General features: G+C 64.0%; 11 protein-coding genes. 6 read left to right on the forward strand and 5 right to left on the reverse strand.

The genetic code is table 11. From position 1 onward, the window contains the following. Nucleotides 1-65 precede the first annotated feature (65 nt). Entirely contained in the window at nucleotides 66-1307 is a 1242-nt protein-coding gene (locus JI664_RS17955) for an MFS transporter (RefSeq protein ID WP_207015145.1), read from the reverse strand. Between the two features lie 178 nt (nucleotides 1308-1485). Then, nucleotides 1486-1860: a rhodanese-like domain-containing protein gene (locus JI664_RS17960; RefSeq protein ID WP_207015146.1), complete on the reverse strand. Its 375-nt coding sequence runs from the start codon at nucleotides 1858-1860 to the stop codon at nucleotides 1486-1488. Between the two features lie 246 nt (nucleotides 1861-2106). On the opposite strand from JI664_RS17960, the gene uvrA reads away from it, so the two are divergent. Further along, entirely contained in the window at nucleotides 2107-4971 is a 2865-nt protein-coding gene (uvrA, locus tag JI664_RS17965) for an excinuclease ABC subunit UvrA (protein WP_207015147.1), read from the forward strand. A gap of 84 nt (nucleotides 4972-5055) precedes the next feature. On the opposite strand, the gene JI664_RS17970 is transcribed toward uvrA, so the two are convergent. Then, nucleotides 5056-6276 (reverse strand): acyl-CoA dehydrogenase, encoded by a 1221-nt coding sequence (locus JI664_RS17970; RefSeq protein ID WP_207015148.1) that lies wholly within the window; start codon nucleotides 6274-6276, stop codon nucleotides 5056-5058. A gap of 91 nt (nucleotides 6277-6367) precedes the next feature. Between JI664_RS17970 and JI664_RS17975 the strand changes: the two genes are divergently transcribed. Continuing rightward, complete coding sequence (locus JI664_RS17975; protein WP_207015149.1) at nucleotides 6368-7237, forward strand: LysR substrate-binding domain-containing protein; 870 nt, start codon at nucleotides 6368-6370, stop codon at nucleotides 7235-7237. A 33-nt stretch (nucleotides 7238-7270) separates the two neighbouring features. On the opposite strand, the gene queA is transcribed toward JI664_RS17975, so the two are convergent. Beyond that, entirely contained in the window at nucleotides 7271-8326 is a 1056-nt protein-coding gene (gene queA, locus JI664_RS17980; RefSeq protein WP_207015150.1) for a tRNA preQ1(34) S-adenosylmethionine ribosyltransferase-isomerase QueA, read from the reverse strand. An 85-nt stretch (nucleotides 8327-8411) separates the two neighbouring features. On the opposite strand from queA, the gene bcp reads away from it, so the two are divergent. Together bcp and prfB are read left to right on the forward strand one after the other, a co-directional pair. Continuing rightward, nucleotides 8412-8882: a thioredoxin-dependent thiol peroxidase gene (bcp, locus tag JI664_RS17985; RefSeq protein ID WP_207015151.1), complete on the forward strand. Its 471-nt coding sequence runs from the start codon at nucleotides 8412-8414 to the stop codon at nucleotides 8880-8882. 126 nt (nucleotides 8883-9008) lie between these two features. Further along, on the forward strand, nucleotides 9009-10133 hold the full coding sequence (gene prfB / locus JI664_RS17990; RefSeq protein ID WP_207015152.1) for a peptide chain release factor 2: 1125 nt from the start codon (nucleotides 9009-9011) through the stop codon (nucleotides 10131-10133). A gap of 77 nt (nucleotides 10134-10210) precedes the next feature. On the opposite strand, the gene JI664_RS17995 is transcribed toward prfB, so the two are convergent. Next, nucleotides 10211-10372, reverse strand: coding sequence for a hypothetical protein (locus JI664_RS17995; RefSeq protein WP_207015153.1), 162 nt, complete (start codon nucleotides 10370-10372; stop codon nucleotides 10211-10213). 269 nt (nucleotides 10373-10641) lie between these two features. Between JI664_RS17995 and JI664_RS18000 the strand changes: the two genes are divergently transcribed. Both JI664_RS18000 and JI664_RS18005 read left to right on the forward strand, forming a co-directional pair. After that, nucleotides 10642-11079 carry a hypothetical protein gene (locus tag JI664_RS18000; protein WP_207015154.1) on the forward strand — a complete coding sequence of 146 codons (438 nt, stop codon included), beginning with the start codon at nucleotides 10642-10644 and terminating at the stop codon, nucleotides 11077-11079. Nucleotides 11080-11168: 89 nt separating this feature from the next. Continuing rightward, nucleotides 11169-11966, forward strand: coding sequence for a DUF2189 domain-containing protein (locus JI664_RS18005; protein WP_286174160.1), 798 nt, complete (start codon nucleotides 11169-11171; stop codon nucleotides 11964-11966). Nucleotides 11967-11974: the final 8 nt, after the last annotated feature.

The following is an 11974-nucleotide window of genomic DNA, read 5'->3' on the forward strand; positions in this document are numbered from 1 at the left end:
CAAGCCCGCCATCGATCACCCGTTGGCGAGAGCCGCGCAAAAGCGGCCCCTGCCCGTCTTTGCGCTCAGGATGACTGCGACTCGGCCTCGGTCTGTTCGAGCGCCGCTTCGATGGTCACCACCGATGCCGTGGGCGAAATCGCCGTGTAGCTGCCCTGCGCATCGGGCGTCGAGCGGCGCTGCGTCATCCGCCAGCCGGCATAGGCTGCGAGCAGCATGAAGATGATGCCCATATACAGGAAGAAGCCCGACGGCCCGATGGCGCCCATCAGCCAGCCGGTAACGATCGGGCCCGAAATCGCGCCGATCCCGTTGATGAACATCAACCCGGCCGAGGCCGCCGCCATGTCGCTGTTGTCGAGATAGTCGTTCACATAAGCCAGCAGCAGCGAATAGAGCGGGTTCGAGATCCCGCCCATCAGCACGCCGATGCCGATCATCATCACGAAGGGCACGTCGAACAAGACCGGCACCATCAGCACCACGCTGCCCGCAATCGCCAGCGCAAGGATCAGCAGGCGCCGGTCGGTCCGGTCGCTGAGCATGCCGATGGGAAATTGCAGAAACAGCCCGCCCACATAGATCGAGGCGATGAAGATCGACAGATCACGGATATTCAGCCCCGCCTGCGTGCCCCATACCGAGGCCATGCCGAATTGCGCCGAGAACACGCCGCCCAGCAGGAACATGCCCACGCAACCCAGCGGCGACGCCTCATAGAGAGCCTTGAAGCTCAGACGCTTGGTCGTGTCAAAGGCCGGCGCAGGCGAGATCGACAGCAGGATCGGCGTGAAGGACAGCGACACCAGAACCGAAGGGATGACGAACAGGATATAACCCGACGGATCGCCGAAATTCAGCAACGCCTGCGCGGCGATGATGCCGATCATCTGCACGATCAGGTACAGCGACAGCGCCTGCCCCCGCGTCTCGTTGGTCGAGGCGTTGTTGAGCCAGCTCTCGGCAGTGATGTAGACGCCCGAAAACGAGAAGCCAATCAGCACCCGCATGACCGACCACGCGATCCAGTTGGGCGCCGCCGCGTAGAGGATCAGCACCGCCGAAATCAGCGAGCCGAGCGCCGCGTAAACGCGGACATGCCCGACCCGGCGGATCATTTCGGGCGCCAGCCGCGAGCCGAACAGGAAGCCCACGAAATAGCACGACATAACGACCGACATCTGCGTGGTCGAGAAATCCTCGATCCCGCCGCGGATACCCAGAAGCGTCCCCTGCATGCCGTTGCCCAGCATCAGCAGCATCAGCCCGAACAACAGGGGCCAAGTCGATCCGAGAACTTTTAGCATTGGGGCGCTCCGGTCTGTCCAAGCGTTTCTCACCTAGCACAGTTACAGTAACGTGAAGGCTGAAAAGCGGCATCTCGGCAACGCTTTGCCCGAACCGTGCAAACGAAGTCCCGCCTAAACCAGATGATCGGCACGCTCGTCAACAGGATCCTTCGATCCCGGTCGGGTCAGGCGGAGATCAGCGCACGACCTTGCCGCCGCCCCGCTGCCATGCGCCCAGATTGCCGAGGTTATACACCTCTACAAAGCCGTGCCGCTTCAGGATCCCCGCAGCCCGGCCCGACCGCGCGCCCGAGGCGCAATACAGATACAGCGGATGTCCGGCCTTGCGCGCCGCCGCCAGCCGCTTGTCGAAATGACCAGACGCCGGGTCGGCCGTCAGGTGCAGGCGGTTCAGCGGCAGGTTCAGCGCGCCCTGGGCTTTGCCCGACCGCGTCTCGGCCTCTTCGCGCACATCGATGATCAGCGCGCGATTGGCGCTCGCCGCGTTGACGGCCTCGGCGGGATCGACAGCGGACGCGCCGCCCATAAGCGAGGAAAACAGGTTGAACATCGTCAGGCTCCGCAGGGATGAACAGGATCGGTTGAGTGTGAGATAGCAAGCCGGGCGAAAATATTCAAGATACGGAATTTGTCTTTCGCTGCAGGGCGGAAAAATCTGTCCGGGCGCCTGCTGGAACCGTCAAAGTTTACTATTTGTTCACTGCGGCCCATTGGAGACTCGCCGCGCGTGCACTATCTTCGCGCCGAAGGCTCGCGCTGAGGGCCGCAACACGACACGAGCCGGAAGCGAAAAAACATGGCGGAACAGAAGTTCATCGAAATCCGCGGCGCGCGCGAACACAATCTCAAGGGAGTCGATGTCGATATCCCGCGTGACAAACTGGTGGTGATGACCGGGCTGTCGGGCTCGGGAAAATCCTCGCTCGCCTTCGACACGATCTATGCCGAAGGTCAGCGTCGCTACGTGGAATCGCTGTCGGCCTATGCGCGTCAGTTCCTCGACATGATGCAAAAGCCCGATGTCGATCATATCGCTGGCCTCAGCCCGGCGATTTCCATCGAGCAGAAGACGACCTCGAAGAACCCGCGTTCGACCGTCGGCACGGTGACCGAGATCCACGATTACCTGCGCCTGTTGTTCGCGCGCGCCGGCACCCCCTATTCGCCCGCCACCGGCCTGCCCATCGAGGCGCAGCAGGTGCAGGACATGGTCGACCGCGTGCTGCAGATGGAAGACGGCACCCGCGCCTATCTGCTGGCGCCCATCGTGCGCGACCGTAAGGGCGAGTACCGCAAGGAAATGCTGGAACTGCGCAAGCAGGGTTTCCAGCGCGTGAAAGTCGACGGCACCTTCTACGAGCTCGACACCCCGCCCGAGTTGGACAAGAAATTCCGCCACGATATAGACGTCGTGGTCGACCGGATCGTCGTGCGTCAGGGGATCGAAACGCGGCTGGCCGACAGTTTCCGCACCGCGCTGGATCTGGCTGACGGGATCGCCGTGCTGGAAATGGCCTCGGCCCCCGAGGGCGAAGACCCCGAACGCATCACCTTCTCCGAGAATTTCGCCTGCCCGGTCAGCGGCTTCACCATCCCCGAGATCGAGCCGCGCCTGTTTTCGTTCAACGCGCCCTTCGGCGCCTGCCCCGCCTGTGACGGGCTCGGCGTCGAGCTGTTTTTCGACGAACGGCTTGTCGTGCCCGATGCGATGCTGCGGCTGGAAGACGGCGCCATCGCACCGTGGCGCAAGGGCAAGACGCCCTATTTCCTGCAAACCATCGAGGCGCTGGCAAAACACTACAAATTCAACGCCAAGAAGCCGTGGCGCGACCTGCCGGACGCGGCGAAAGAGGTGCTGCTGCATGGCTCGGGCGGCGAAGAGATCGCCTTCCGCTACGACGATTCCGGCCGCGTCTACAAGGTCAGCCGCGCTTTCGAAGGCGTCATTCCCAACATGGAACGCCGCTGGCGCGAGACGGATTCCGCTTATATCCGCGAGGAATTCGAGCGGTATCAAAACAACCGCCCCTGCTCGGCCTGCGGCGGCGCGCGTCTCAAGCCCGAAGCCTTGGCGGTCAAGATCGCCGGGCTGCATATCAGCCAGGTTTCGGAAATGTCGATCCGCGACGCGCTGACCTGGATCGAGGACGCGCCCAACCACCTGTCGAAGCAGAAAAACCAGATTGCTACCGCGATCCTTAAGGAGATCCGCGAACGTCTTGGGTTCCTTGTGAATGTGGGCCTCGATTACCTGACGCTGAGCCGCGCGGCGGGGACGTTGTCGGGCGGTGAAAGCCAGCGGATCCGTCTGGCCAGCCAGATCGGCTCGGGGCTGACCGGCGTGCTTTACGTGCTGGACGAGCCGTCCATCGGCCTGCACCAGCGCGACAACGACCGGCTACTGACCACGCTCAGAAACCTGCGCGATCAGGGCAACACGGTGCTTGTGGTCGAACATGACGAGGACGCGATCCGTACCGCCGATTTCGTGCTGGATATCGGCCCCGGCGCGGGCGTCCATGGCGGGCGCATCGTCAGTCAGGGTACGCCCGAAGAAATCGCCGCCGATCCCGTCAGCCTGACCGGGCAATACCTGTCGGGCGCGCGAGAGATCGCCGTGCCCGCCACTCGGCGCGAGGGCAACGGCAAGCATATCCGCGTGGTCAAGGCCAACGGCAACAACCTGCGCGACGTGACGGTGGATTTCCCGCTGGGCAAGTTCGTCTGCGTTGCGGGCGTGTCTGGCGGCGGCAAGTCGACTCTGACCATCGAGACGCTGTTCAAGACCGCCTCCATGCGGCTGAACGGTGCGCGCCAGACTCCCGCGCCCTGCGAAACCGTTCAGGGGCTTCAACACCTGGACAAGGTCATCGATATCGACCAGCGCCCCATCGGCCGCACGCCGCGCTCGAACCCGGCCACTTATACCGGCGCCTTCGGTCCCATCCGTGACTGGTTCGCGGGGCTGCCCGAAGCCAAGGCGCGCGGCTACAAGCCGGGGCGGTTTTCGTTCAACGTCAAGGGCGGGCGTTGCGAGGCCTGTCAGGGCGACGGCGTGCTGAAGATCGAAATGAACTTCCTGCCCGACGTCTATGTCACCTGCGAAACCTGCAAGGGCAAGCGGTACAATCGCGAGACGCTCGAGGTATTGTTCAAGGGTAAATCAATTTCCGACGTGCTGGAAATGACGGTCGAGGAAGCACAGGATTTCTTCACCGCCGTGCCGTCGATCCGCGAGAAGATGGACGCGCTGATGCGCGTGGGGCTGGGCTATATCAAGGTGGGCCAGCAGGCGACGACGCTGTCGGGCGGCGAGGCGCAGCGCGTCAAGCTGTCGAAGGAACTGGCCCGCCGGTCGACCGGCAAGACGCTGTATATCCTCGATGAACCAACCACCGGCCTGCATTTCGAAGACGTGCGCAAGCTGCTGGAAGTGCTGCATGAGCTGGTCGAGCAGGGGAATACCGTTGTGGTGATCGAGCACAATCTCGACGTCATCAAAACCGCCGACTGGATCATCGATATCGGGCCTGAGGGCGGTGATGGCGGCGGTCAGATCGTGGCCGAAGGGACGCCGGAAGAGGTGGTCAAGGTCGCGGGCAGCCATACCGGCCATTATCTTGCGCCCTTGCTCAAACAGCGGCGCCGGGCTGCGGAGTGAGGAAGGGGGGCTTTCCGCCCCCCTCTTTGCCATCTGGCAAATTCACCCCCCGAGAGTATTTCGGGCAGAATGAAAAGCCGAGCGTCAGAAGAACGCCTGCAATCCCGTCTGCGCGCGGCCGAGGATTAGCGCATGGACGTCATGCGTACCCTCATAGGTGTTGACGGTTTCCAAGTTCACCATATGGCGGATGACCTGGAATTCCTCGGAAATTCCGTTGCCACCATGCATGTCGCGCGCGACGCGGGCGATATCCAGCGCCTTGCCGCAATTGTTGCGTTTGATCAGGCTGATCATCTCGGGTGCGCCCTGCGCCTCGTCCAGGAGGCGTCCGACCTGAAGCGCCGCCTGCAGGCCCAGGGTGATCTCGGTCTGCATATCGGCGAGCTTTTTCTGGAACAGCTGCGTGCCTGCGATCGGCTTGTCGAACTGCTTGCGGTCGAGCCCGTATTGGCGCGCCGCGTGCCAGCAGAATTCGGCTGCGCCCATCACGCCCCAGGCGATGCCGTAGCGCGCGCGGTTGAGGCAACCGAACGGACCTTTGAGCCCCTCGACATAGGGTAGCAAGGCGTCTTCGCCCACCTCGACATTGTTCATCACGATTTCGCCGGTGGTCGAGGCGCGCAAGCTGAGCTTGCCTTCAATCGTGGGCGCGCTGAGCCCCTGCATCCCCTTTTCCAGCACGAAGCCGCGGATGCGTCCGCCATGCGCTTCGGACTTGGCCCAAACCACGAAAACATCGGCGAAGGGCGCGTTCGAGATCCACATTTTCGAGCCGTTCAGGCGGTAGCCGGTCTCGGTCTTCACCGCACGGGTCTTCATCCCCGCCGGGTCCGAACCGGCATCGGGTTCGGTCAGACCGAAACAGCCGATCAGCTGACCCGAGGCCAGCCCGGGCAGATATTTCTGCCGCTGCTCTTCCGAGCCATAGGCGTAGATCGGGTACATCACCAGCGAGCTTTGCACCGACATCATCGAGCGATAGCCGCTATCGACGCGCTCGATCTCGCGCGCGACCAGACCATAGGTCACGTAGCCAGCGCCCAGCCCGCCATATTCCTCAGGCACGGTGACGCCCAGAAGCCCGGCCTCGCCCATCAGCGGGAACAGCGACGGGTCCGAGGTTTCCTCGCGGAACGCCTTGATCACGCGCGGCTGCAGCACCGTTTGCGCGAAATCGCGCGCGGCATCGCGCAGCATGCGCTCGTCCTCGGTCAGCTGGGTATCGAGACGCAGGGCATCGTCCCATTGGAACCGGGCGAGGTCGGGGGCGTCTTTGGGCTTCAGCTTGGGGCGATCGGACATGGGGGCCTCTCAGTTTTGGGGATGGGTCGAAATACCATGAGACAGCGGCGCGAAAAACGGATAAATCGGCATAGAACTATGAGGGAATGGAATGCTTCAACGCCGCCTTCTGCCCAATACGCCCGCGCTTCTGGCCTTTGACGCTGTCGCGCGGACCGGGAATTTTACCGCTGCCGCGCGCGATCTGGGGCAGACGCAGGGCGCGGTCTCGCGGCAGGTGGCGCAGCTTGAAGGACAGCTGGGCGTGGCGCTGGTCACGCGCGGCGCGCGCGCCGCGCGGCTCACCGAGGCCGGCGCCGCCTATGCCCGCGCCGTGCGCTCGGCCCTCGACACGCTGGGACAGGGCGCGATGGAGGCGCTTGGCCAGACGCCCGAACCCGGACTGCATCTGGCGATCCTGCCCACCTTCGGCACCCGCTGGCTGATGCCGCGCATCCCCCGCTTCGTGCGCCGCCACCCCGAGATCACGCTGCATGTCACCACGCGGATCGGTCAGTTCGATCTTGCCGGTGCTGGCATTGATGCGGCCATCCATTCGGGGCGCGGAGACTGGCCCGGCGCGAGACTGACGCTGCTGATGGAAGAGCGCGTGATCCCGGTCGCCGCGCCCGGCACGCCCGGCGTCGCGGGGCAGCCGCTTCTGGCGCTGGCGACGCGGCCGCAGGCCTGGCCCGACTGGTGGGCGCATAGCGGGCAGCGCGGCGCGTTGCCCGCGCCGTCGATGCGGCTTGAACAGGTGGCAACGCTGGCGCAGGCGGCGGCGGCGGGAATGGGTGTCGCGCTGATGCCCGCTTTCCTGATCCGGCCCGAGCTCGACAGCGGCGCGCTGGTGCCGCTGGGCCCCGAGACATCGACGGGCTTCGGCTATTGGTTCGTCGAACCCGATGCCACGCCCAAGCCCGCCACAGCCCATTTCAAGGACTGGCTGCTGACCGAAACCGACCGCGATACGGTGGTCTAGCCCGGCCCGCCTCTTTCATTCTGCCACAAATACTCAGTCGCGCCGGGGCAACAGAAGCGAGGCGTCGCCGTAGCTGAAGAAACGGTAGCCAGAAACCACGGCATGGGCATAGATCGCGTCAATCCGCTCCTTGCCCATCAGGGCCGAGACGAGCATCAGCAGCGTCGATTTGGGCAGGTGGAAATTGGTCATCAACCCGTCTGTCGCGTGGAACTCGAAGCCGGGATAGATGAAAATATCCGTCTCACCGCGCCAGGGCTCGACGCGGCCCGAGCGTGCCGCGCTTTCAATCAGGCGCAGCGCCGTCGTGCCGACCGGGATCACCCGGCCGCCTGCGGCCTTTGTGGCGTTGATCGCGTCGGCGGCTTCGGGCGTGACCTCGCCCCACTCGGCATGCATCCGGTGGGTTGTCACATCCTCGACCTTCACGGGCAGGAAAGTCCCCGCGCCGACATGCAGCGTAACTTCGGTAAACGCGACGCCTTTTTCCCTGAGCGCGTCGAGCAAGGATGCGTCGAAATGCAGGCTGGCGGTCGGGGCCGCGACGGCGCCACGGGCGCGGGCAAAGACGGTCTGGTAATCCTCGGCATCCTGCGCATCGGCGGGGCGGCGGCTTTCGATATAGGGGGGTAGCGGCATCCGCCCCGCCGCGTCGAGCGCGGCGTCGAAGTCAGGGCCCTTCAGGTCGAAATCCAGCACGGCCTCGGTCTCGTCGCGCGCGCTGACGGTGGCGGTCAGGCCCGCGCCGAAATCGACGCGGTCACCGAGCGCCAGCTTGCGCAACGGCCGGGCCAGTACGCGCCAGCCACCTGCGGGCTCGGGGTTCAGAAGAGTAGCCTCGATCCGCGCCACGCCCGAGCCGTCTTTCGTCGCCCGCGTCCGCGTGCCGAACAGCCGAGCGGGGATCACGCGTGTATTGTTCAGAACCAGCCGGTCGCCCGGTTGCAGGATCTCGGTAAGATCCCGGACATGCCGGTCGGCGATCGCCTCCCCCTCGGCCAGCAGCAGCCGCGCCGCCGGGCGCGGCTTCACAGGCCGCGTGGCAATCAGCTCTTCGGGCAGGTCGAAGTCGAAATCGCTCAGTTTCATGCGGTCTCTCCGCAAATTTCCGCTTGCCGCCCTTTAACGCCGCGGCACTTCGACTACAACTTAGGAGACGACGAAGGAGTCTCCCATGGACATCGACGACCAAGCCCCCGATTTCACCGCCCCCATGCAGGATGGCGCCACGATCACCCTGTCGGAATTCCGCGGCCAGCCCGTGGTGCTGTATTTCTACCCCAAGGCCGACACGCCGGGCTGCACGCAAGAGGCCAAGGATTTCACCGAGCTGGGCCACGACTTCAAGAAACTCGGCGCCAAGGTGATCGGCGTCAGCAAAGACGCGCCCGCCAAGCTGGAAAAGTTCGGGCTGAAATACGATCTGGGCGTCACGCTGGTCTCGGATGCCGAAGGCGATATCTGCGAACGCTACGGCGTCTGGGGCGAAAAGAAGATGTATGGCAAGACCTTCATGGGCATCACCCGCGCCACGTTCCTGATCGACGGTCAGGGCAATATCGCGCGGATCTGGCCCAAGGTCAGCGTCAAGGGCCATGCCGAAGAGGTGCTCGCCGCCGTGCACGAGATGCAGCAGATCGAGTAAGCGCGGATCTCTGCCCTGCCCTTGCCTGCCCGCGCGCGGCATTATATCAGTCCGAAGACTTCCCGGGGGCCATCGCGGCCCCCTCGCCTTTGGCGATATCCCTTTTTGCTGACACAGGTGACCTGAATGCGCGCAGAAACCCAGAACAGCGTCGAAGCGATCAAGAAATCGCTGGCCCTGCTCGCACAGCGCATGGATCGCGAGACCGCCGCCCACCGGCTGGAAGAATTCGACGCGATGATCGAGGATCCAAACCTGTGGAACGATCCCGTCCGCGCGCAGAAACTGATGCGCGAGCGTCAGCAGTTGATGGACGCGATGGGCACCTATGACGCGATCAGCCGCGATCTGAACGACAATGTCGAGCTGATCGAGTTGGGCGAGATGGAAGACGACGCCGAAGTCGTGGCCGAGGCCGAACAAGCCATCAACGCGCTGAAAGAAAAAGCCGCCGCCAAGGAACTGGAAGCGCTGCTCGACGGCGAGGCCGACGGCAATGATACCTTCCTTGAGATCAACGCCGGCGCCGGCGGGACCGAGGCCTGCGACTGGGCGTCGATGCTGCAGCGGATGTATGTCCGCTGGGCCGAGAAAGCCGGCTACAAGGTCGAACTGCAATCGGAAGAAGGCGGTGCCGAGGCCGGGATCAAATCCTGCGCCTACAAGATCAGCGGCCCGAATGCCTATGGCTGGCTGAAATCGGAATCGGGCGTGCACCGGCTGGTGCGAATCTCGCCTTTCGGCAAGGGCACGCGCGAGACGTCCTTTGCGTCGGTCTGGGTTTACCCGGTGGTCGACGACAATATCGATATCGAGGTCAATCCCGCCGATATCCGCATCGACACCTACCGCTCGTCCGGGGCCGGTGGTCAGCACGTCAACACCACCGACTCGGCGGTGCGGATCACCCACCACCCGACCGGGATCGTGGTCACGTCGTCGGAAAAGTCCCAGCACCAGAACCGCGATATCGCCATGAAAGCGCTGAAATCGCGGCTGTATCAGATGGAGCTGGACAAGCGGAACGCGGCGATCAACGAGGCGCATGAAAATAAGGGCAGCGCGGGCTGGGGCAACCAGATCCGCAGCTACGTCCTGCAGCCCTATCAGATGGTCAAAGACCTGCGCACGCAGCACGAAACCTCGGATACGCAGGGCGTTCTGGACGGGGATCTGGACGGATTCATGGCTGCCACGCTGGCCATGCAGGTCTCGGGTAAAAGCCGCGCCGACGCCCAGGGCGAAGAATAACCGAGGGCGCCCCCCTCTCCCTCAGGCCGGGCGCCCGGGCTTGTTACCACGGGCACCGGGCCGATCAGGGGTAAGTGTTACAGCTTGATGCCCGGCAGGTAAGCGCCAAGACGGCTGAAATCCTTGGCGGGCTGAGCCTTGCGGCGGGTCTTCACGGCCATCGACGCCTCGATACGCGAGATCGCCATCAGGTCGTCGTAGATATCGAGAGCGGGACGGTTCGTCTGGGTGCGGTTCATGGATCGGTCTCCGGATTTCTGCGCCCTTTTGTGGGCGGTGTTACCGTAAGAACGATTGAAACCCTCCAAAGGTTCATTTTTTCCCGGACACGAATGCGAAATATTCTTTCAGTGGCTTTCGGGGGGGCCGTTCTGCCCGAAACAGCGCTACCCCTGAGGTTGCCGGGTGCCGGGTAGCGTCAACTCTGCGTGTGTTGCCCTATCCAGAACCCCTTCGGCTTGGCATGATGGGAAGAGCCTTCTCTTGACCCCGCGCTCGGAGAGTTCCCATGTCCCGTACCCTTCCGCTTCTCGCCCTTGCCGCTGCCGTGACGATGACCAGCCCGGGCACCGCTTTCGCCAATGGCCCCGGCTTCGCGATCAATGATCCGACCCGCTGTTTCGACCTGTATTGCGGCAGGCCCTGCCCTGCTGGTCGCAATTGCGGCGACATCCGTCCGCCCCGGCATCCCGTGCGCCCGGTGCATCCGTGGTGGCCCGGTTTCCGCCCGCCCGTCGGTCATCCGCCCGCCGAATACGCCGATCCCCTGCCTGCCCATTGCGCCATGACCTACCGGCAGGGCGACGGCCACCGCGATGGCTACTGGGCCGATTGCCTGCGCGATGCGGGCTTCCGCAATCTGCCGGGGCGCTGCCGCTACACCACCACGGCGGGCGACGCGCTTTACAACGCGCAATGTCTGCGGACGGCCGGTTACCGCTACTGAACGCGGGCATGCGCGTTCGGCGCGATTGATCCGGTCTTGCAAGCTAGGTAGCCTTCCCTTGCGCGAACGAGCATTGGGAGGCGACCACCTTGACCGAGATCCAACCCGACCCGCCGCCGGGGCTGGCGTCACAGCCATCCCCCATACCCGAGCCTCAATCCCTCGCGCCCGCAGATTTGAGACAGGTTCTGGCGCTTGGCTGGCGCGACTTCACGCGCGCGCCGCTCTACGGCCTCGTCTTCAGCGCGGTCTATGTGCTGGGCGGGCTGATCATGTATGCGATTTTCTCGGCTGCCGCTGCCGAATACTGGTTCATCCCGATTGCCGTGGGGTTCCCGATCCTCGCCCCCTTCGCCGCGACCGGCCTGTACGAGGTCAGCCGCCGGTTGGAGACGGGCGAGCCGCTGAGCCTGCGCTCGGTCTTTGCCATCGTCTTCGCGCAGAAGGACCGGCAGGTGCCGTCGATGGCGATGTTCATCCTGCTGGTCTTCATGTTCTGGGTGTTCATCGCCCACACCATCTTCGCGCTGTTCTTCGGGCTGACGCCGATCACCGGCTCGACCCTGTCGATGCTGCTCAGCGCCAATGGGTTGATGATGCTCTTGGTCGGATCGGTCATCGGCGGCGTGATGGCGGCGATGTTCTACGCGCTGACGGTGGTCAGCCTGCCGCTGCTTCTGGACCGCGAGGTCGATTTCATCACCGCCATGATCACCAGCTTTGGCTGCGTGACGCGCAATCCGGCGGCGATGATCGGCTGGGCCGCGCTGATCGCCGTGGCGTTGTTTGTCGGCATGGTGCCGCTGTTTCTGGGCCTTTTCGTCGTCCTGCCGGTTTTCGGCCACGCGACATGGCACCTGTATCGGCGCCTTCTGCCCCCAAGCTGACGCGCTGA

The organism is Rhodobacter sp. NTK016B, from assembly GCF_017303295.1.
In the GTDB taxonomy this organism is placed as follows: Bacteria; Pseudomonadota; Alphaproteobacteria; order Rhodobacterales; family Rhodobacteraceae; genus Pararhodobacter.